This window comes from Geodermatophilus telluris (assembly GCF_900102745.1).
Lineage (GTDB): Bacteria > Actinomycetota > Actinomycetes > Mycobacteriales > Geodermatophilaceae > Geodermatophilus > Geodermatophilus telluris.
In genome coordinates this window covers 33,495-52,901 of sequence record NZ_FMZF01000008.1, presented here as the reverse complement: position 1 = coordinate 52,901, position 19,407 = coordinate 33,495, and the positions used below count along the sequence as shown (strand labels likewise).

Here is a 19,407-nt window from a genome sequence, read left to right as displayed (position 1 = left end):
GGAGCGAGGTTACGGCGGCTCACACGTCGCGGCGGGCGAAGACCGTCCCGGCGAGCCCCAGCACCAGGGCCACCCACAGCAGCGACCAGGCGAGGTAGGCCGGCGTGAGCCCGGCCTCGCTGAGGAACGGGAAACCCGCGAACTCCGCGCCGGCCGCCAGCACCGCCGAGGGGTCCTGGAAGGCGTGCATGGCGCCGCGCCACAGCCCGTCGGTGGGCAGCAGCATCCGGGACACGGTGCCCACCCGGGCCACGCCCTCGTTGCCCAGCGCCGCGCCGACCCCGCCGACCACGCCGGCGATCCACGTGGCGCCGAACAGGCCGACCGCCACCACGCCCGAGGCCATCGGCGAGACCGCGGTCGCCAGCAGCAGGCCCAGGGTGAGCAGCACCGCCGTCTGCCCGGCCAGCAGCGCCAGCCCGACCACCGGCTGCGCTGGCCAGTAGTCGACGGTCACCCGGACGACGAGGAACTGCGCCAGCCCGGCCAGCACGACGTAGGCGCTGCCGAAGGTGGCCAGGCCCAGCCACTTGCCCAGCAGGACGGCGCTGCGCCGCACCGGGCGGGCCAGCAGCACCAGCGCCTGCCCGGACTCCACCTCCCCGGACAGCGTGGGCCCGGCGAGGAAGGCGGTGCCCAGCGCGGCGATGAGGCTGAGCCCGAACATGACCAGGTTGAGCAGCTGCGAGGCCACCAGCCGGACCTCGCCGCTGGTGAGCGCCCCGGCCTGCGACTCCAGCCCGGCCAGCTTGGCGAAGCCCCAGGCGGACAGGCCCAGCAGCGCCAGGGTGAGCACCGCGAGCGCCCGCAGCACCTTGCGGCGGGCGGCCTCGCGCAGGGTGAGCCCGGCGACGGTGAGCACGGTGCGGGCGGTCACGGCCGGTCCCCGCGGAGGATGCCGAGCAGCCGCTCCTCGAGGGTGATCCGGCCGGGCTCGACGGCGTGCACGCGCACCCCGAGGCCGACCAGGTCGGCCACCAGGCCGGGCACGTCGGCGTCCTCCCCGTCGCCGGGCAGCTCCACGGTCCACGCCTCCCCGCCGTGCGTCAGCCGGCCGGCGGCGGCCAGCCGGGCCTCGGCGTCGGCACCGACGCCGGTGAGCCGCAGCCGCAGCTCGCGGCGGCCGAGCAGCTCGCCGAGGGTGCCCGCGGCGGCCACCCGCCCCCGGTCGAGCACGACGACCCGGTCGCAGACCCGCTCCACCTCGCCGATCAGGTGCGAGTTGAGCAGCACCGCGACCCCCTCCTCCCGCAGGGCCAGGACGACGTCGCGGACGTCGGCGCGGCCCAGCGGGTCCAGCGCGCTGGTCGGCTCGTCGAGGACGACCAGCTCCGGGCGGGCCACCAGCGCGACGGCCAGGCCCAGCCGCTGCTGCATGCCCTTGGAGAAGCCGCCCACCCGGTCGCCGGCGCGGTCGGCCAGGCCGACGAGGGCCAGCCGGTCGCGCTGCTCGGCGCCGGGCACCGCCGTCCCGGACAGCCGCACGTGCAGGGCGAGCACCTCGGCGGCGGTCAGCCACGGCTGGTAGCGGAACAACTCGGGCAGGTAGCCCACCCGCTCCCGGGCGCGGGGGTCGCGCCCGGGGCGGCCGAGCAGGTGCACCTCCCCGGCGTCGGGCCGGACCAGGCCGAGCAGCATCTTGATCACGCTGGTCTTGCCGGCGCCGTTGGGGCCGAGCAGGCCCACGACCTCGCCGCGGCCCACGGTGAAGGAGACGCCGTCGACGGCGGTGCGCCGGCCGTAGCGCTTGCGCAGGTCCGAGCACCACACCGCCGGCGACGGCGGCAGGGAGGCCAGCAGCCCGCGGGCCGCGGCGAGGTCGGGGCCGGCGCTCACCCGTCCAGGCCCCGCGCGACGGCGAGCACCTCGTCGGCGCCCAGCGAGCCGGCCACCGCGGTCACCACGCCGTCCTCGACCCACACCACGCCGGCCACCAGGCCGTCGCGGGAGGTGAGCACGGTGGCGGGCACCCCGTCGACGTCGGCGGGCTCACTGGTGGCCAGGCCCGCCGGCACCGGCAGCGGCAGCGTCGTCCCGGTGCCGCCGAAGCCGCGCAGCTGGGCGGCGAGGTCCTCGGGGATGCCGGGCAGCGACAGCAGGTAGTCGCGGGCGGTGGCGAACGGGACGCCGGACGACTCGCCGGTGGGGGCGACCGCGCGGGCCACCACGAGGGCCGGCACGCCGTTGGCGCTCGGCCACACCGCGGCCACGCCCGGGCCGGCGGTCAGCCGGAACCGCCCGCCGTCGAGCCCCGGCGGCGGGGGCGGCAGCTGCTCGCCGACCGCGGCGGCGGCCTGTGCCGCCCGCTCGGCGGAGAAGGTGAACACCGCGCTCACCCGGCCGCCGGCCTGGTAGGACGGCTCGCCGGTGACGCCGCGCGGCAGCTCGGCCACCTGCGGCACGGCCAGGCCGGTGGCCGCCTCCGCGGCGGCGGCGTCGGGCACCCCGTGGACGTCGGGCTCCTCGAGCACCTCCACGTCGCCGTAGGCGGTGAGGTCGGGCAGCGCGACCAGGTCGGCCTGGGTGACCGTCACCGGCGCGACCTGCTCGGTGCGGAACACCTGCAGCCAGTCACCGGCGGCCGCGACCCCGCCGCCGGCCAGGACGACGGCCACCCCCAGGCCGGCGACCAGCGGCCGCCGCAGCGTCCACCGCCGGCGGGGCGCGGCCGCCGGGCGCGGCCGCCCGGCGGCGACGGCGGCCGACAGCCGGTGCCAGGCGGCGTCGGTGCCGGCGTCGGCCCCGCCGGGGGCGCCGGCGGTCAGCGCGGCGGCCGCGGCGGCGGCGTCGCGCTGGGCGGCGGCCAGGCCGGCCAGGCAGGCCGGGCAGCCGGCGACGTGCGCGCGGTCGGCGTCGGCGACACCGGCCGGCTCGTCGACCAGCCGGCGCAGCGTGCCCTCGGACGGGTGGCGCTCGGTGGTTCGGCGCCCAGTGGGTCGGCGCTCAGTGGTTCGGCGCATGGCGGGTCAGCTCCTCACGCAGGGCGGACTCGGCGCGGCGGACGGTGGTGCCGACGCTGCCGGGGGAGAGGTCGAGGGCGGCGGCGACCTCGGCGTAGCTCAGGCCGCTGTGCCGCAGGACGAGCGCGACGGCCTGTCGGCGGGGCAGCCGGCCCAGCGCCGCGCGCACGCGGCGCCGCTCGTCGCGGGTGACGACGTCGTCGGCGACGTCGGGGGTGGTGGGGTCGGGCCGGTCGGCGGCCTCCTCGCGGGTGGCCCGCCGGCGGTCGGCGCGCAGGTGGTTCAGGGCGGTGTGCGCCGCGGCGACGGCCAGCCACCCCGCTGCCTCGCCGGCCGGCACCGACGAGCGGGCGAAGGAGAGGAACACCTCCTGGGCGACGTCCTCGGCGCGGTGCCGGTCGCCGACGACGCGGGTGGCGACGGCGACCACCCGGGGCCAGGCCGTGCGGAAGACCTGCTCGAGGTCGGCCCGGACGGCGTCGCCTCCCGCCACGGTCCCGCCGTCCTCCCGTCGCGCCCGCCCGGCCGCCCGGCCGCCCGCCCGTCCCGTGCGGGACAGGACGGCCGGCGCGGTCGCCGCCGGTGCGCTCCCACCGTGCCCGATGATCCCCACGTCCTCTGAGCACCGCCGGGCCCGGGGGTGTGACACGGCCGGTCAGGCGGGGCCGAGCGTCCGGTCGAGCCAGTCGTTGCGGAAGGCCCCGCGCGGGTCGTAGCGGCGGACCAGGTCGCGGAAGTCGGCCATCCGCGGGTAGAGCCGGTCGAGCTCGGCGGCGCCGGTGGTGAACAGCTTGCCCCAGTGCGGCCGGGCCCCGAACGGGCGCAGCGCGGCCTCGAGCTCCGGGAGGAGGGCGGTCACCGCGGGCTGGTCGGGCAGCCAGGTGAAGTGCAGCGCCAGCACGTCGCCGCCCTGGGCGGGGCTCAGCCACAGCTCGTCGGCGGCCACGGTGCGGATCTCGCCCACCTGCAGCAGCGGCGAGATCCGCCCGGCCAGCGCGCGCAGCGCCTCGCAGGCCGGCCGCGCGTGCTCGCGGGGGACGAAGTACTCGCTCTGCAGCTCCTCGCCCCGGCTCGGGGTGAACTCGGCCCGGAAGTGCGGCAGCCGCTCGTGCCACTCCCCGGGGAGGTCGAGCTGGTCGGTGAGGTTCTCCACCGGCGCGTCGGGGAGCATGTGCGTGGGCTCGGTGGCCGCGCGGGCGCCGAAGAACTCCCCGGGCGCGACGGCGAGCTCGTCGGTGCGGGACTTGACGTACACCGAGGTCACCCGGTGCCAGTCGGTGAACACGCTGACGCTGTAGGCGGCGGCGGTGACGGCGTCGAGGTCGGCGAACAGCCGCGCCCAGGTCAGCCCGAGGTAGGCGCTGGTGCGCACGTCGAAGGTCGGCTGGGTGCGCAGCAGGACGCGGGTGACGACGCCGAGAGCCCCCAGGTGGACCACCGCGCCGGGCAGGTCGGCGTCGTCCGGGCCGAGGACCACCAGCTCGCCGTCGGAGCGGACCAGCTCCAGGCCGGCGACCGAGGTGCTCAGCGAGCCGTTGCGGTTGCCCGAGCCGTGGGTGCCGGTGGCGGTGGCTCCGGCGACGGTGATGTGCGGCAGCGAGGCCAGGTTGTGCAGCGCCCGCCCGCGCCCGGCCAGCACCCGCACGAGCTCGCCGTAGCGCATCCCGGCCGGCACCCGCACCAGGCCGGCGGCGTCGTCGACCTCGACGGGCAGCGCGAGCTCGTCGAGCAGCACGTGGTCGGCGGTCGTGTCGGCGATGTCGTTGAAGCAGTGCCGCGAGCCCAGGGCCTTGACCCGCTCGCTGCCGGCGACGACGTCCTGCACCTCGGCGACGGTGCGCGGCCGGTGCACCCGCGTGGAGCGGTAGGTGAGGTTGCCCGCCCACGTGCGCAGCGGCGCGCCGACCGCGTCCTCCTGGGTGACCGTGGCGGGCTCCTCGGGGTGCGGCGGGCCGGGCGCCGACACGCTACCCCCGGCTCAGCGGCCCAGGTGCGCCCGCAGGGCGGCGACCACCGTGCGGTGGTCCTCCAGCTGCGGCAGCCCGGACACGACCACGACGCCCACCGGGCCGACCGAGCGCACCACCACCGGGAACGCCCCGCCGTGTGCGGCGTACCGCGCGGGGTCGAGGCCGGTGCCCTCCTCGAAGGTGCTGCCGCGCTCCACCCACGTCTGCCGGACGTGCAGCGAGCTGTGCCCGAAGCGCTCCACCACCCGGGTCTTGCGCTCGATCCAGGCGGCGTTGTCCGGGGTGGCGCCGGTCAGCGCCGCGGAGAACAGGCGGTGGCCGGCGCGGCTGACCTCCACCGCGACCGGCGCCCCGGCGCGGCGCGCGGTGGCCACGAGGGCCGCGCCGACGTCCCACGCGTCGTCGTTGGTGAAGGAGGTGAACTGGAGGGCGTCCTCCTCCGCGGCGAGCTCGGCCACGGACGGGAAGTGGGTGTCCACGGGGGCATCCTGGCCCAGGACCGCCGGTCGGGGTCGGCCGCGCGCCGCCGTGGTGACGGTCCCGTGACGGGGGGCCCGGAGACTGGCCGGGTCACGACGGAGGTGCAGCGTGGGGGTGCCCGGGACCGGGAGGTCGTCCCGGCGGCTGTCGTCCCGGCGGCTGTCGTCCCGTCGGCTGTCGTCCCGTCGGGGGAGTGCGCCACGCAGCGTCACGGGTGAGGATCGGGTCCCGCTGTCATGACCAGCCGCGGGCCACGGACCGTCCGCCGGGACGGGTGGCAGGGACGACCCCGATGGACGGTGACCGTGGACGGCGACCGCAGCGCGGCCCTGGTCGTCCGGGTGTGGCTGGAGGACGGCGCCGGCACCTTCCGCGGCCGGCTGACCGGCGTCGACACCTCGCCCGGTGCCCGGGGGACGGGGGAGACCACGGTGGCCCTCGTCTCCTCGCCCCGGGAGACCGTCGAGGCGGTGCGCCGCTGGCTGGAGGCGTTCCTCGACGACGTGCCCGACGGGGTGGCGGGCGGCGTGCCGGACCCGATTGACGGCGGCGAGTGACCGGTCGGACGATCACGGTGCCACGAGCCTGACCTCGTCCGGCTCACCGTCCGACGGGTGCCCGAGGGGGTGCGCCCCGGTGAACCCCGCTCCGCCGCCCCGGCTGACCCTGCTGCACGGCTTCTCCCTCGAGCCCGGCGGCGGCGTCCCGCCGCCCGACCTGCCCCGGGCCGTGCAGCGCCTCCTCGCGCGGCTGGGCCTGTCCCGCTGCCCGGACCGCACCGCGATCGCCGGCCAGCTGTGGCCCGACGTGCCGGAGGACCACGCCCACGGCAGCCTGCGCTCGGCGCTGTGGCGTCTGCGGCGGGTGGCCCCCGGCACGGTGGAGGTGTCCGGCGGGACGCTGTGCCTGGCCCCGGCCGTGCGCGTCGACGTCCGCGAGCTGGAGACGTGGGCGGCGCGGGTGCTCGACCCGCAGGGCGGGGACGCCGGCCTCGCGGTGCCGGGGGAGGCGCTGCGCGGGCCACTGCTGCCCGGCTGGTCGGAGGAGTGGGTGCTGCTGGAGCGGGAGCGGCTGCGCCAGCTGCGGATGCACGCCCTGGAGGCGCTGGCCGACCGGCTGGCCGTGGCCGGGCGGTTCGCCGAGGCGGTCGAGGCGGCCTACGCCGCGGTGGGCGAGGAGCCGCTGCGGGAGAGCGCGCACCGCGCCGTCGTCCGGGTGCACCTGGCGGAGGGCAACCTGGCCGAGGCGCGGCGGGCCTACGCGTCCTTCCGGGACCTGCTCGCCGGCGCGCTGGGGGTGGCGCCCACGCCGTCCATGACCGCGCTGGTCCGGCGGCCCGCGGGGCCCGCGGTGGTCGACGTCCCCGTCGCGCGGCCGGCGAGGTGGGCGATCGCGGGGAGGCTGGGCACGAAGCAGTAGGCGCCGCCGCGGGTGGTGACCAGCCGGGGCAGGCCGGTGAGCGCGGTCCGCCCGCCGCCCGGGATGGCCAGCGGCAGCGTCCCGCCGGCACCGAGGAACGGGTCCTGCGTCCGGCCCAGGCCCGGCGCGAAGCGCCCGTCGATGACCCACTCCCGCATCACGAACTCGAACTGGTCGCGCAGGCTGACGCCGAGGAACAGCCCGAGCAGGCCGCGCTCGTGGCCGTCCCGCGGGTGGGCGGGGTCGTACGGCGGGCCGTAGGGCAGCCCGCGCCGGACGACACGGTGCCGGTGCCCGCCGCCCCCGGCGACGCGCGAGTCCCGCGGGTGCACCCGCCGGACGTGCGAGCCGATCGGGCACCGCTCGCCGCGGGGGTCGTCGGCGTAGCCGAAATCGTTGAGCGCCTCGGGCGGCAGCGGCGGGTCGGGGGACCCGGTGTGTGGGGACAGGACCAGCGGCACCCCGGTGCGCCAGCGCCCGCACAGCCAGGCGGCGACGAGCTCGGGGTCCGCGCCCGTGCGCCGGGACTGCTCGGCGAGCAGGTCGACGAAGGCGTCGACGTCCTGGGCCAGCACCCGGAACGCCGCGAAGCTGCCGTCGCGACCCAGTACCTCCGGCTGCGGCACCGGGTAGGTGTGGCCCGGGAACTGGCTCGGGTGACCGAGCAGGAACGCCCCCGCCGGCGCCACGGGCAGCCGGTCGGGCGGACCCGGCGGGGGGGCGCCCTCGACCGTGGGCTGGGAGATGCCGTCGACGTAGCCGAAGTGGTCGACGCGGCCGCCCAGCAGAGCGGCGTCGAACCGGCCGAGCTCCCGCACGCCGGGCGCGGTGCCCGCCAGGAGCGCGTCGGTGGCCCGCTCCACGGCCGCCGCGCTCTGGCCGGACAGCGACACGAGGAGGTGGAAGCCGGGGTCCCGGAAGACCGGCAGCCAGTGCTCCGGGGCTGCAGGGCCGACGTCGCCCACCCACCCCGCCCGGGCGACGGCGCCGGCGGTGAACTCCTCCGGGAAGGTGGCCAGCGACTCGTCGGGCACGCCGAGGGCGCGCAGCCCGCCGGCGGTGACCGCCACGTTCAGGCAGCACTCCGGCTTCCCGGTCCAGGGCGTGCCCGGGGTGACCTGCGGGCGCCCCGGCGTGCCGTCGACGAGCGAGCCGAGCAGCTCGCGGCCGGCGGGGGCGGCGTCCACCCGCAGCACCAGGTGCCGCGCGTGCGGCATGCCGTAGCCACGCAGCACGAGGCCCTGGACGTCGGCGAGGTCCGGCACCGGGGGCTGCCGGCGCTCAGCCGCCGGCCTGGACGATGTCGAGCACCGTCCTCTCCGGGTAGGCGCTGTAGAACGGCGGCACGCACGCCAGGTCGTGCCGGCGGACGAAGTCGAGGAACTCCTGGCGGTGTTCGGCCACCGGCAGCGGCGGGCCGCCGGCGACGTGCTGCAGCAGGTCGGTGAAGACGTCCCCGACGTGGTCGACGAAGTCGTGGAGGTAGGCCTCGAAGTCGCCGTCGTAGGTCGTGATGACGGCGAGCCGCTGCTCGTCGAGGAGGACGAACCGCGCGAAGTGCACCGTGCCGATCGCGTCGAGCGCCCGGACGACCGGGTTGTGCTCGCGCGGCAGCGCCTGCAGCGCCTCGATCTTGACCTGCAGCGCCCGGCGGTCGTCGGCGGAGCGCGCGGTCAGCACCAGCGTCAGCGGGTGCTGCACCGGCTGGTCGGTGGTGCTCGTGCTCGTGGTGGTGCTCGTGGCGGTCATGCCCGTGCTCCCTCGGATCGTCCTTCTGTCCGCGCCGACCCTGCGGCAGGCGGCGTCACCGCGCCGTCACGCCGCCGTCCGCGCCGGCGTGTATCAGCGGCGCCCCGCCCGCCTCTGCCGCACAGAGGTCGCCGCACAGGAGGGGAACCGCCCATGGACCGGGTCGCGCACGCCGTCCCGGACGGCGGACCGCGGGTCACGCTGCTCGACGGGTTCGCCGTGCGGGCCGCCGGGTCCGCCGGCGTCGCGGGGGACGAGGAGCTGCCCCCGTCGGTGCAGCGGCTGGTGGCCCACCTGTGCCTGGCCGGCGGGCCGGCGCGCACGGCCGTGTCCGGCCGGCTGTGGCCCGACGTCCCCGAGGAGCGCGCCCGGGCCAGCCTGCGGTCGGCGCTGTGGCGGCTGCGCCGGACGGTCCCCGGCCTGCTCGACGACTCCGGCAGCCGGCTCCGGCTGGCCCCGGGCGTCCGCACCGACGTGCGCGACCTGCAGGCGTGGGCCGAGCGGGTGTGCGACCCGGGCGCCGGGCCGCTGCGGGCGGCGCTGCCCGCGCCGGCGCTCCTGGGTGACCTGCTGCCCGGCTGGTACGACGACTGGGTCCTGCTCGAGCGCGACCGGCTCCAGCAGCTGCGGCTGCACGCGCTGGAGACCGTGGCGGCGCGCCTGGGCGAGGCCGGCCGGTACGCCGAGGCGCTGCAGGCCGCCTACCTGGCGATCCGGACCGAGCCGCTGCGGGAGAGCGCCCACCGCACCGTCGTGCGGGTGCACCTCGCGGAGGGCAACCTGGCCGAGGCGCTGCGCGCGCACGACGTGTTCGCCGGCCTGCTGCGCGAGGAGCTGGGGGTGGCCCCGACCGAGCGCATGGCCGGGCTGGTCCGCGGTCTGCCGCGCCTGCGGCGGGTCTCCTGAGCCGGCCGCGGCACCGGACGGGCGGGGCAGGGTCCAACGACCGTTGTCCCGCGCGCCGCGCGCCGGGACGATGCCCTCGCGTTCCCGCTCGCGAGCGCCCACGGGCGGCCGGGGGAGGGACCCCATGAGCACGACCACGCGTGTCTGCCTGCTCGACGGCTTCCGCGTCACCGTGGACGGCGCCGACGCGGGCCCGGGCGGGCTGCCCCGCGGGGTCCAGCGCCTCGTCGCCCACCTGGGCCTGTGCGGCCGGCCGGTCCGCGGGGTGGTCGCCGGGCGGCTGTGGCCCGACGTCCCGCAGGCCCAGGCGCAGGCCAGCCTCCGCTCGGCCCTGTGGCGCGCGCAGCGGGCGGTGCCCGGGCTGGTCGACGCGACGGGGAGCGCGGTGGCGCTGGCCCCCGGCGTGCGCGTCGACGTCCGCGAGCTCCTCGACCGGGTGCACGCCGTGCTCGACCCGGCCACGCCCGTCGAGCGCCTCGGCACCCCCGCCGCCGCGCTCGCCGGCGAGCTGCTCCCCGGGTGGTACGACGACTGGGTGCTGCTGGAGCGCGAGCGGCTGCGCCAGCTGCGCCTGCACGCCCTCGAGGTGCTGGCCGGCCGGCTGGTGGTCGCCGGGCGGCACGGCGAGGCGGTGCAGGCCGCCTACGCCGCCGCCCGGGACGAGCCGCTGCGCGAGAGCGCCCACCGGGCCATCGTGCGGGTGCACCTCGCGGAGGGGAACGTGACCGAGGCGGTGCGGGCCTACGAGTCCTTCCGGGACGTGCTCGCCCGCGAGCTCGGTGTCCCGCCGAGCCGCCAGATGCAGGAGCTGGTGGCCCGGTGGCGGGTGCGCGCCGCGACCGGCCGCCGGGTGCCGGCAGGTGTCCCGCGGCCCCGGCCGGCCCCCGCCGACGCGCCGGCCGGGCTGCCGGGGAGCTGACCGCCCCGGGGCCGGTGACGCGCCGGTGACGGCCCGGTGACGACCGCGGTGTGAGCTGGGGCCATGACCGACGTGCTGACGCAGACCGCCCCCGAGGAGACGTCCGAGCGACTGGTGCCGGGGCTCGGCGACGAGCCCGGGGGCGCCGCCGCGGAGGTGCTGCCCCCCGCCCTGCTGCGCCGGGTCCGGGCCGGCCGCAACACGGCCTTCGACCGCCTGGTGTTCGACCTCGACGGCCCGGTCCCCGGCGTCCGCGTGCAGTACGTGCCCGAGCTGCGCCACGAGGGCTCCGGCGAGGTCGTCCCGCTGCGCGGCCGCGCCGTCGTGCAGGTCGACCTCAGCCCGGCGGCCGCGCACACCGACGACGGGCGGCCCACGCTGACCGGCCCCCTGCCCGACCTCACCGGGTTCGCCGCGTTCCGCCAGGTGGCCGACGCCGGCGACTTCGAGGCCCAGCTGACCTGGGGGATCGGCGTGGCCGCCCGCACCGGCATCCGGGCGACCACCCTGACCGGCCCGACCCGGGTCGCCGTCGACGTGTGGCACGCCGAGCCGGGCACCGGCGACCAGCTGCTGCGGCGCGGTGACGTCGGCGCGGGCGTGGCCACCTGGCAGTGGCGGCTGGTCCAGGCCCTCCGCCGGCCGCTCGCCGTCGACGAGCACTTCGGGCCGGCCACCGAGCGGGCGACGCGCGACTTCCAGCACGCGCAGCACCTCACCGCCGACGGCGTCGTCGGGCCGCGCAGCCGGGCGGCCATGGCGGCCGTCCTCGGGCTCTGACCCCGGGGGAGGCTGCCGTGTCCACGGACGCCACGAGCGCCACGAGCGCACTGCGCCCGCCCCCGCCGCGCGGGGCCGGGGCCGGCACCGAGGTCCGCGCCGGCTACGACCCCGCCTTCCTCGGCGTCGACGTGCCGGCCCCCGCGCCCGGCCCGGCGGTCCGCGCCGACGTGGCGCGCACCGTGGCCGGCGGCACCGTCGTCGACCACGTGCACTTCTCGCTGCAGATGAGCGCCTCGCGCAGGTTCGCGCTGTGGGTCGGCTGGAACGTCGACGGGGGCAGCCTGCAGGCGCTCAGCCGCCGGGGGCTGGCCTTCGTCCCCGATCCGCAGGTGGCCGGCGACGGGCAGGTCGGCGACGAGCTGTACGCGGGCAACCGGCTCGACCGCGGCCACCTCGCGCGCCGCGCCGACCTGCTCTGGGGCAGCCGGGCGGCCGCCGAGCGGGCCAACCGCGACTCCTTCCTCTTCACCAACATCACGCCGCAGCTCGACGACTTCAACCAGAGCGCCAAGCACGGCGTGTGGGGCCGGCTGGAGGACGCGGTGTTCGCCGACGTCGACGTCGACGACCTGCGGGTGAGCGTCTTCGGCGGCCCGGTGTTCGCCGCCGACGACCGGTCCTACCGCGGTGTCCTGCTGCCCCGCGAGTACTGGAAGGTGATCGCCTTCCGCGAGGGCGGGACGTTGCGGGCCCGGGCGTTCCTGCTCACCCAGGCGCTCGACCGGTTCGAGGTGCTGGAGCTCGACGAGTTCCGCGTCTTCCAGGTGGCGGTCGGCGAGCTCGAGGCGCGCACCGGGCTGGTCTTCCCCGACGTGCTGCGGGCCGCCGACACCCTCGCCCTGCCCGAGGCCACGGCCGACCGCGCGCCGCTGGACCGCCTCGCCGACATCCGCTGGTGACCGGGCGCCGTATCAGCGCGGCCGGCCCCCGCCTCCGGAGGGTGTGCAGCACCGCGGCCCGGGCGGCCGCGGACCCCGCGAGAGGTCTGGAGGCGGCCGTGAGCACCCACGAGAGCGGGACGTCGCCCCACCGGCGCGCCCTGGAGGCGGCCCTCGCGCTGGGCCGCGCCGACGGCCGCCTGGCCGTCGACCTCGAGCCCGACGGGGAGCCCGCGCCGGTGGGCCCGTGGTGCCACGGTCTCGACCCCGAGGGCCTGGCCCGCCTGGTCTGGGGCCCGGACGGCGGGCCGGCGCCCGCGGGCGTCGTGCTCAACGCGCCGCTGTGGTACGCGCAGGGCTTCCGCGAGGCCCTGGCCTGCGCCCGCGCCCGACGGGCCGGCCGGCCGTGCGCGCCGGCCCGCGCGGCGGTGCCCGTGCCCCGGCGGCCTCCCGACGACTCCCGGCCGGCCGACCGCCGGCAGCACCGGCCCTGACCCCGCGAGGAGGACGCCGTGTCGGCACCCCGGAACGACCCCGACGAGGTGCGGGCGGCCCGCGCCGGTCTGCGCGCGGCGCTGGGCGGCCGCGCGGCCGAGAAGGCCAGCGACGCGTACTGCCTGGCGTTCGCCCGCCGCACGCGGACCCTCGGCGCCGGGGCGCTGGGGCCCGCCACCGCGGCCACGTCGGCACCCGTCGCCGCGACCGTCGTCGAGTTCGGCGGGGGAGCCCCGGTCCCGGCGCTGCCGCGGCTGACCGAGCGCCCCGGCTGGGCGCAGCAGCGCGCCGCGGTCGAGGAGCTGCTGCCGGGCGGGACGTCCGGGGCCCCGGTGCGGCTGCGGACCGCGGTGCGCCAGAAGCTCGTGGAGGACGCCCGCGCCGCCGCCCTCCGCGCGCTGGGGGAGGTGTACCAGGAGGTCGAGCGGCTCGCCGGGAGCCTGCTGCGCCCGCCGCCCGCGGTGCTCGGCGACCCGCAGATCCCGACGGCGGTCACCGCGGTGTGCTGGCTCAACCGCACGCTGCGCACGTTCGCCCCGCCGGAAGCGCTGGCCGAGGTGGCCGCCGCGGAGGCCGTCACCGCGCTCGACGTCCCGCGGCGGCTGTCCGCGGACGCCGACGTCCCCAACCACCGCTGCCTCGGCCTGCCCGCCTTCCAGGAGCGCACCGGGCTGACCGGCCGGGGCGTGACGGTGGCGGTCCTCGACGGCGAGGTGGCGCTGACCCACCCGGCGCTGGCCGGGCGGGTCGTGCAGCGGCGCAACCACACGCCCGAGGCGTGGGGCAACCCCTCGCCGCACGGGACCGCGGTCGCCGGGATCATCGCCGCCGCCGACCCGCTCGACGCGGGGGTCGCCCCGGAGGCGCGGGTCACCGGCTACAAGGTGCTGGCCACCGCCCCGGCCGGCCACGCCGACGACTTCGGCGGCGCGGTCGCCCTCCAGCAGGCGCTGGAGGACGGCGCGGACGTCGCCAACTGCTCCTGGGGCGCCGGCCCCGCCGGCGACGGCACGGGCCGGGAGGCGCGCGCCGCCGACACCGCGTGGCGGCTGGGCCTGGTCGTGGTCAAGAGCGCCGGCAACCGCGGTCCCGGCGAGGGCACGATGACGACGCCGGCCGACGCGCCCGGGATCCTCGTCGTCGGCGCGACCGCCCTCGACGGCGGCCGGGTGGAGGACTACAGCAGCCGCGGCCCGGCCGGGCCGAAGCCCGGGCCCGACCTGGTCGCCCCCGGCGGCGGGCGGGCCGCCCGGATCCGCTGCTGCCTCGTCGGCGGCGGGTTCGGCGACGCCGGGGCCGGGACGAGCTACGCCGCGCCGCACGTCTCCGGCATCGCGGCGCTGCTCCTGCAGGCCGAGCCCGACCTGGTGCCCGACCAGGTGCGGGAGCGGCTGCGGGCCGGTGCCCGGCCGCTGCCCGGGGTGCCGGAGGCCGCCCAGGGCGCCGGGCTGGTGTGCCTGGCCTGACTCAGGAGGCGCCGGCGTCGGGCTGCAGCGGCCGGGGCAGGTCGATCGCGGTGACCGCGTCGTCCTCGGCCACCGCGAGCAGCCCGGCGGCCGGGACGCTGCCGCGCACCGTCTGGTCCACCCACGCGGTCTCCAGCACCACGCCCCCGGCGGCGGCGATCCGCTCGGCGACCCCGGCCAGCTCCCGCTCGAACGCGGCCCGGACGGCGCGGGTGCGCTCCGCGCGCGAGCCGGTGACGGGCACCTCCACCGGACGCAGCTCGACGACGACCTCGACGGGGCTGCCCGCACCCGCCTGCGCCAGGCGCTCGGCCACCCGCGCGGTCAGCTTGCCCGCCGGACCGCCGGCGCCGTCGTCGTCCACCGCGTCCTCCCGGGTCCCTGCCGGCGTCCGACGCTACCCCCGGCCGGCCCGCGCCCGCGGTGACGCGACGGTGACGGCGTCCCCCCAGCATGCCCAGGGGGGACGTCCGCCCTCCCGTCGGCAGACCACGGCCCCAGGGGGAACGCGGTGAGGATCGTCATCTCCTACGCCCGCGAGGACCGCGCGGTCGTGGAGGAGCTCGTCGAGACGCTGCGGCTGCTCGGCCACGACCCGTGGACCGACGCCGGGGCGCACTCCGGGTCCCGGTGGTGGGACGAGATCGTGCTGCGCATCCAGCAGTGCGACCTGCTGCTCGCGGTGACCTCACCGGCGTCGCTGGTGTCGAGGGCGTGCACGCTGGAGCGGCGGTACGCGCTGGAGCTCGGCCGGCTCCTGCTGCCGGTCCAGGTGGCGCCGGTGAACATGCAGGGACTGCCGTCGGAGTTCGCCCAGATCCAGTTCTTCGACTACCGGACCCGCGACTCCGCGTCGACCGGACGGCTCTACCGCGCGCTCGCCCAGCTGCCGCCACCGCGGCCGCTGCCGCGCCCGCTGCCACCGCCCCCGCCGCCGCCGCTGTCCTACCTGAACCAGATCTCCGACCTGGTCTCCGCGCTCGTCCCCGACGCCTACCTGCAGGACCGCATCGTCACGGACCTGACGACGGGGCTGCGGTCGGCCGACCCCGAGGAGCGGACCACGGCGGCCGACCTCCTGCGGCGGTTCGCCGAGCACCCGCAGAGCCTCCAGGGCCCGGCCGAGCGCGCCCGGCAGGCGCTGGCCGGCGCCCCCCGGGACCGGCCGGCGTGGCAGGGGTGGCAGGGCGGGCCGCCGCTGCCCGGACCGGCCACGCGCTCCCGCGTCACCCGGGTGCTGGCCTGGATCGGCGGGGTCACCGTGGTGCTCGTCGGGCTCGGGATCTGGGGCGCGGTCGAGATGGGCGGGACGTCGACCCTGTCGGGGGACGTCGTCGCGCAGCGCGTGTACGACGAGCTGGTGGCGCAGGGGTTCGTCCCCACCGCGGTGCAGTGCGGGAGCCTGTCGGCGGAGGTCGGCGCGTCGACGTGGTGCCAGACCGCCGGCCTGACGTTCCCCGGCGTCACCGTGACGGTCAGCGCCGTCCGGGGGTCGGAGGTCGACCTGCTCCTCGAGTGACGGGTGCCTCCCGGTGGCCGGGGGTCGGGTCGATCACCCGCACCCTCGGGTCGGGAGCGCCCAGGCCGAGGAGCGCCACCATGTCGGCGGTCCCGCCGGGGCCGTCGCCGCGCCGGCCGTCCCAGACGACGACCGCGTGCGGGTGCGGGTCGAGGCGGCGGGCCACCTCGACCATCCAGGCGTTGGCGCGGGCGAACACGTCGTCGGGCGCGCCGCCGTCGACCCCGTCCAGCACGCGGACCTCGGCGGCCGCCGCGACGCGGTCGAACCGCTCGGCCCAGTCGGTGCCCGGGATGTCGACCGACCGGCGGACGAAGTCCTCGCGCGGCAGCGCCAGGCACAGCACGACGTGCGCCCCGCGCGCCCGGGCCTCCTCGGCCACGATCAGGTCGGCGCCCCGGGCGCCGCCGCACACCACCGTGCTCCCCGGGCCGACCTGCCAGGCCCGCAGGACGTCGCGCACCTCCGCCGTGACCCGGGGCACCTGGTCCTGCGGGAACCGCGGCGAGGCGCGGTCGGGCAGGTCCACCATGTGCCCGGTCACCAGCACGGCACGGGGGGCGCTCATGGCACGAGCGTGGGACACCGGCCGCCGGAGCGGAAGGGCACCGGCCGGCGTGCCCCCGGCCCGCGGTGACGCCGCGGTGACGGCCGCGTGCTGGCATCGGCGACCAGCGGTGCGAGGGCCCCGGGCAGCGCCGGGACCCCTGCCGAGCGGGAGGGGGAGCCGTGCGCGCCTTCGTCATCCGGGGCTTCGGCGTCAAGGCCGGGGTGGACTTCGACCGGGTCCACGAGGACCTCATCGGGCCGGCGCTGGACGCCGTGGGGCTCGAGGGCGGCACCACCGGCCTGATCGTGGAGGCCGGCAACGTCCGCGACGACGTCATCCACGAGCTCCTGGTGGCCGACCTCGTCGTCGCGGACGTCTCGATCCACAACGCCAACGTCTTCTACGAGCTCGGTGTCCGGCACGCGGTGCGCGACCGCGCCACGGTGCTCGTCCGCGCCCGGGTCGACGAGGTGCCCTTCGACCTCCGGGGGGAGCGCTACCTCTCCTACGACCCGACCGCCCCGGCGGAGGCGGCGCCGCGGCTGGTGCAGGCGCTCCGGGAGACGCTGGCCAACGAACGCGTCGACAGCCCGGTGTTCACCTACGTGCCCGGCCTGGCCACCGGCGACCGCAGCGCCCTGCTCGAGGTCCCCCGGGACCTGGCGGAGGACATCGAGCAGGCCCGCGACCAGAAGTGGGCCGGCGCCCTCCGGCTGATCGCCGAGGAGGTCACCGGGCTGCGCTTCGAGGAGGCGGCCCTGCGCGCCGTCGCCCAGGCCAGCGCCGACGTCGGCGACGACTCCGGGGCCAAGGACGCGTGGGAGCGGATCCGGGCCGCCCACCCCGACGACTTCGAGGTCAACCGGGCGCTGTCGGACACCTACCGCAGGCTCGGCGACCTCGTCGCCTCCGACCAGGCGATCGAGCGCGCCCTGGGCGGGGCGGCGCTCGGGAGCCGGGACCGGGCCGAGCTCTACGCGCTGCGTGCCAGCAACAGCAAGCGGCGCTGGGCCAAGCAGTGGCGCAGCGCCGAGGACGAGGACGCGCGCGTGCGGCTGGCCCTGCGGTCGCGGGAGCTGGAGACCGCCGTGCGGTCCTACGGCCGCGGCTTCGAGGAGGACCTCAACCACTGGTACTCCGGGGTCAACGCCCTCGCGATGGGGCGGATCGCGCTCGAGCTCGCCCTGCGCGACGGCGCCACCTGGCAGACCCGGTTCGACACCGACGAGGACGCCGAGACCGACCTGCGCCGGCTCCGGTCGCACGTCGCGTCCCTGACGTCCACCGTCCGCGCGTCGCTGGACACCGCCCGGGCCCGGTGCCACCGCGAGGGGACCACGGACCCCTGGCTGGACATCAGCCGCGCGGACCTCCGGTTCCTCACCAACGACGACCCCGAGCGGGTCGGTGCCGCCTACGAGGCGGCGCTGAGCCCGGACCTGAGCCGGGCCACCATCCGGTCGATCAAGGAGCAGGCGGAGATCTACCGCGACCTCGGCATCCTCGTCGACAACGCCGAGGCCACCCTGGCCGTGCTGCCCGAGGCCGGCGTGCAGGAGGCGGCGCGGGTCCACCCCCTCGTCTTCTCCGGCCACATGATCGACGCGCCCGGCCGGGCGCAGCCGCGGTTCCCGCCGGACGCCGAGGAGGTCGCGGCGCGGGCGATCCGGGAGCGGGTCAGCGGGATCAAGGCCGCAGTGGAGGCGGAGCCCGGGGTGGCGCTCCTGGGGATCGCCGGCGCCTCCGACGGGGGCGACCTGCTCTTCCACGAGGCCTGCCACGAGCTCGGCGTGACCACGCACGTGCTGCTCCCGGTGCCCGAGCTCGTCTACCGGGCCACGGCGCTGTCCCGGCAGGCGTCCCGCTGGGCCGAGCGGTACCACACGGCGCTCCGCCGGGCCGCGGAGGTCCGCACGCTGGCCCGGAGCCACACCATGCCCGGGTGGCTCGCCACCCGCCCCGACTACGACACCTGGCAGCGCAGCAACCGCTGGGTCCTGCACTACGCGTGGGCGGCGACGACGACCGGGCGGGTCACCGTGCTCGCGCTGTGGAACGGCCTGGTGGGCGAGGGCCGCGGTGGCGTCTCGGACATGGTGGCCACCGGCCTGCAGCGCGGCGCGGAGGTCGTCACCGTGGACACCGTCGGGCTGTTCGGCTTGCCGGAGGCGGCGGCGGAGGAGCCGGGAGCCGCGGCGGTGACGTCGGGCGAGGTCGGCGACCCCACGCGGGCGCCGGAGGGCCCCGGCGCCGTCCCCGCCGAGGCCGACCGGGTCGGCCCGCTCGGGGGCGCCGTCGGCACCCTCCCCACGGCGGCCACGGCGCCGCGGCCGCCGGCGGGCGCCGCCGTCCACAGCGGCGCCCCGGACCGCTGAGGAGGCGGCGGTGCACACCGGGACCCCGGAGCAGTCCCCGACCGGGCCGGCCCCGTCCCCGGACGGCGTCCTCGACGTGGTCTGGTCCCACCAGCGGCAGTGGTCCGCGGCGGCCGACGCGGGCAGGAGGCGGGTGGAGCGGGCCCGGCTCGGCAACCTGGTGCTCCTCGTGCTCGGGGCCCTCGCCGGGGCCCTCGCGGCGCAGACCGGGCCGGACTCCGCCACCGCCACCGGGGCGGCCGCCGTCGCCGCGGTCGCCCTGGCGCTCGCGGGGCTCCTCCAGGCCCACGCGCTCACCACGGGGCAGACCGCCCGGTGGACCCGGGCCCGGGCCGCCTCGGAGGCGCTGAAGGCGGAGGTGCACCGCTACCTCCTGCGCGTGGCGCCCTACGCGGGACCCGACCGCTCCCGGGTGCTGCAGGCCCGCCTGGACGAGGTGCGGGCCCGGGCGGCCGGCTCCCTGGTCGACCGCCAGCAGGCGCCGGCCGACGGGCGCCCGCTGCCGGCGCTGCGCACCGTGCGGGAGTACGTCGACCTGCGCGCCCGGGGGCAGGCCGCCTGGCACCGGGAGCGGAGCGCCGCGCACGCCCGCCGGGCGTGCCGCCTGCGCACCGCGCAGCTCGCCGCCACGGGGACCGGCGCCGTCCTCGCCGCGCTCGCCGGCACCGTCCCCTCCTGGGGGCTGTCGGCCTGGACCGCGGCCGCGACGACGGTCGCCACCGCCGTCGGCGCGCACCTGGCCGCCACCCGGTACCAGGGCGTCGCCGCGGCCTCCGCGGGCACCGCCGACCGGCTCGAGGCCCTCGTCGCCGGTTTCGACCTGGCCGCCGCGACGCCGGAGCAGGAGGCGCACCTCGTCACCGAGGTGGAGCGGGTGCTCGCGGCGCAGAACGAGGGCTGGGCGGACCTGTTCGGCGACGGGCCGGCCTGAGGCGCTC

20 protein-coding genes and 1 pseudogene are annotated in these 19,407 nt (G+C 78.5%); 11 read left to right on the top strand and 10 right to left on the bottom strand.

Going from position 1 to position 19,407, the window contains the following annotated elements:
• Window positions 1–19 precede the first annotated feature (19 nt).
• The 6 genes from BLQ97_RS21405 to BLQ97_RS21380 all read right to left on the bottom strand — a co-directional run bounded on the left by BLQ97_RS21405 (window position 20) and on the right by BLQ97_RS21380 (window position 5,409).
• Entirely contained in the window at window positions 20–877 is an 858-nt protein-coding gene (locus BLQ97_RS21405) for an ABC transporter permease subunit (protein ID WP_091368811.1), read from the bottom strand.
• Entirely contained in the window at window positions 874–1,836 is a 963-nt protein-coding gene (locus BLQ97_RS21400; RefSeq protein WP_217637311.1) for an ABC transporter ATP-binding protein, read from the bottom strand. Before BLQ97_RS21400 ends, BLQ97_RS21405 begins: the two co-directional genes overlap by 4 nt.
• A complete protein-coding gene (locus tag BLQ97_RS21395) occupies window positions 1,833–2,960 on the bottom strand; it encodes a hypothetical protein (protein ID WP_091368809.1) in 1,128 nt (375 codons plus the stop codon). The genes BLQ97_RS21400 and BLQ97_RS21395 overlap by 4 nt, the downstream gene beginning before the upstream one ends.
• Window positions 2,944–3,453, bottom strand: a complete 510-nt coding sequence (locus BLQ97_RS21390; protein WP_091369128.1) for a sigma-70 family RNA polymerase sigma factor — start codon at window positions 3,451–3,453, stop codon at window positions 2,944–2,946. Before BLQ97_RS21390 ends, BLQ97_RS21395 begins: the two co-directional genes overlap by 17 nt.
• A 162-nt stretch (window positions 3,454–3,615) precedes the next feature.
• Complete coding sequence (locus tag BLQ97_RS21385) at window positions 3,616–4,926, bottom strand: D-arabinono-1,4-lactone oxidase (protein WP_245692597.1); 1,311 nt, start codon at window positions 4,924–4,926, stop codon at window positions 3,616–3,618.
• A gap of 12 nt (window positions 4,927–4,938) precedes the next feature.
• Complete coding sequence (locus BLQ97_RS21380) at window positions 4,939–5,409, bottom strand: heme-degrading domain-containing protein (RefSeq protein WP_091368806.1); 471 nt, start codon at window positions 5,407–5,409, stop codon at window positions 4,939–4,941.
• Between the two features lie 306 nt (window positions 5,410–5,715).
• Here BLQ97_RS21380 and BLQ97_RS21375 point away from each other — a divergent pair, with 306 nt between their 5' ends.
• Window positions 5,716–5,967, top strand: a complete 252-nt coding sequence (locus BLQ97_RS21375; protein ID WP_091369122.1) for a hypothetical protein — start codon at window positions 5,716–5,718, stop codon at window positions 5,965–5,967.
• 79 nt (window positions 5,968–6,046) lie between these two features.
• The gene (locus BLQ97_RS21370; protein WP_091368804.1) at window positions 6,047–6,829 is read left to right on the top strand and encodes an AfsR/SARP family transcriptional regulator; all 783 of its coding nucleotides are present in this window, start codon (window positions 6,047–6,049) and stop codon (window positions 6,827–6,829) included.
• A gap of 803 nt (window positions 6,830–7,632) precedes the next feature.
• Here BLQ97_RS21370 and BLQ97_RS24370 read toward each other — a convergent pair.
• Window positions 7,633–8,046, bottom strand: a pseudogene (locus tag BLQ97_RS24370) (hypothetical protein); the annotation flags it as partial.
• Between the two features lie 64 nt (window positions 8,047–8,110).
• A complete protein-coding gene (locus BLQ97_RS21365; protein WP_091368802.1) occupies window positions 8,111–8,578 on the bottom strand; it encodes a hypothetical protein in 468 nt (155 codons plus the stop codon).
• A gap of 153 nt (window positions 8,579–8,731) precedes the next feature.
• Between BLQ97_RS21365 and BLQ97_RS21360 the strand changes: the two genes are divergently transcribed.
• The 6 genes from BLQ97_RS21360 to BLQ97_RS21335 all read left to right on the top strand — a co-directional run bounded on the left by BLQ97_RS21360 (window position 8,732) and on the right by BLQ97_RS21335 (window position 14,025).
• Window positions 8,732–9,484, top strand: a complete 753-nt coding sequence (locus BLQ97_RS21360; protein WP_091368799.1) for an AfsR/SARP family transcriptional regulator — start codon at window positions 8,732–8,734, stop codon at window positions 9,482–9,484.
• A gap of 124 nt (window positions 9,485–9,608) precedes the next feature.
• Window positions 9,609–10,403: an AfsR/SARP family transcriptional regulator gene (locus BLQ97_RS21355; RefSeq protein WP_091368797.1), complete on the top strand. Its 795-nt coding sequence runs from the start codon at window positions 9,609–9,611 to the stop codon at window positions 10,401–10,403.
• Window positions 10,404–10,466: 63 nt separating this feature from the next.
• Window positions 10,467–11,183 (top strand): peptidoglycan-binding domain-containing protein, encoded by a 717-nt coding sequence (locus BLQ97_RS21350; protein WP_091368794.1) that lies wholly within the window; start codon window positions 10,467–10,469, stop codon window positions 11,181–11,183.
• 17 nt (window positions 11,184–11,200) lie between these two features.
• Window positions 11,201–12,085 (top strand): DNA/RNA non-specific endonuclease, encoded by an 885-nt coding sequence (locus BLQ97_RS21345; RefSeq protein WP_245692594.1) that lies wholly within the window; start codon window positions 11,201–11,203, stop codon window positions 12,083–12,085.
• Window positions 12,086–12,183: 98 nt separating this feature from the next.
• The gene (locus BLQ97_RS21340; protein WP_091368791.1) at window positions 12,184–12,558 is read left to right on the top strand and encodes a hypothetical protein; all 375 of its coding nucleotides are present in this window, start codon (window positions 12,184–12,186) and stop codon (window positions 12,556–12,558) included.
• 18 nt (window positions 12,559–12,576) lie between these two features.
• Window positions 12,577–14,025, top strand: a complete 1,449-nt coding sequence (locus BLQ97_RS21335) for a S8 family peptidase (protein ID WP_091368789.1) — start codon at window positions 12,577–12,579, stop codon at window positions 14,023–14,025.
• A 1-nt stretch (window position 14,026) separates the two neighbouring features.
• Here BLQ97_RS21335 and BLQ97_RS21330 read toward each other — a convergent pair whose 3' ends face one another.
• The gene (locus tag BLQ97_RS21330) at window positions 14,027–14,389 is read right to left on the bottom strand and encodes a hypothetical protein (RefSeq protein ID WP_091368786.1); all 363 of its coding nucleotides are present in this window, start codon (window positions 14,387–14,389) and stop codon (window positions 14,027–14,029) included.
• Window positions 14,390–14,536: 147 nt separating this feature from the next.
• Here BLQ97_RS21330 and BLQ97_RS21325 point away from each other — a divergent pair, with 147 nt between their 5' ends.
• On the top strand, window positions 14,537–15,544 hold the full coding sequence (locus tag BLQ97_RS21325; protein ID WP_091368785.1) for a toll/interleukin-1 receptor domain-containing protein: 1,008 nt from the start codon (window positions 14,537–14,539) through the stop codon (window positions 15,542–15,544).
• Here the strand turns inward: BLQ97_RS21325 and BLQ97_RS21320 are convergent.
• Complete coding sequence (locus tag BLQ97_RS21320) at window positions 15,501–16,112, bottom strand: hypothetical protein (RefSeq protein ID WP_139173779.1); 612 nt, start codon at window positions 16,110–16,112, stop codon at window positions 15,501–15,503. The two genes, BLQ97_RS21325 and BLQ97_RS21320, sit on opposite strands and share 44 nt — an antisense overlap.
• Window positions 16,113–16,273: 161 nt before the next feature.
• Here BLQ97_RS21320 and BLQ97_RS21315 point away from each other — a divergent pair, with 161 nt between their 5' ends.
• Together BLQ97_RS21315 and BLQ97_RS21310 are read left to right on the top strand one after the other, a co-directional pair.
• Complete coding sequence (locus BLQ97_RS21315; RefSeq protein ID WP_091368780.1) at window positions 16,274–18,469, top strand: tetratricopeptide repeat-containing protein; 2,196 nt, start codon at window positions 16,274–16,276, stop codon at window positions 18,467–18,469.
• 10 nt (window positions 18,470–18,479) lie between these two features.
• Window positions 18,480–19,400 carry a DUF4231 domain-containing protein gene (locus tag BLQ97_RS21310; protein ID WP_091368778.1) on the top strand — a complete coding sequence of 307 codons (921 nt, stop codon included), beginning with the start codon at window positions 18,480–18,482 and terminating at the stop codon, window positions 19,398–19,400.
• Window positions 19,401–19,407 lie beyond the last annotated feature (7 nt).

Excerpts from the sequence above, each read along its gene's own strand:
- BLQ97_RS21395 (WP_091368809.1), bottom strand. The coding sequence starts at position 2,960 with ATGCGCCGAACCACTGAGCGCCGACCCACTGGGCGCCGAACCACCGAG.
- BLQ97_RS21350 (WP_091368794.1), top strand. The coding sequence starts at position 10,467 with ATGACCGACGTGCTGACGCAGACCGCCCCCGAGGAGACGTCCGAGCGA.
- BLQ97_RS21360 (WP_091368799.1), top strand. The coding sequence starts at position 8,732 with ATGGACCGGGTCGCGCACGCCGTCCCGGACGGCGGACCGCGGGTCACG.
- BLQ97_RS21355 (WP_091368797.1), top strand. The coding sequence starts at position 9,609 with ATGAGCACGACCACGCGTGTCTGCCTGCTCGACGGCTTCCGCGTCACC.
- BLQ97_RS21365 (WP_091368802.1), bottom strand. The coding sequence starts at position 8,578 with ATGACCGCCACGAGCACCACCACGAGCACGAGCACCACCGACCAGCCG.
- BLQ97_RS21320 (WP_139173779.1), bottom strand. The coding sequence starts at position 16,112 with ATGAGCGCCCCCCGTGCCGTGCTGGTGACCGGGCACATGGTGGACCTG.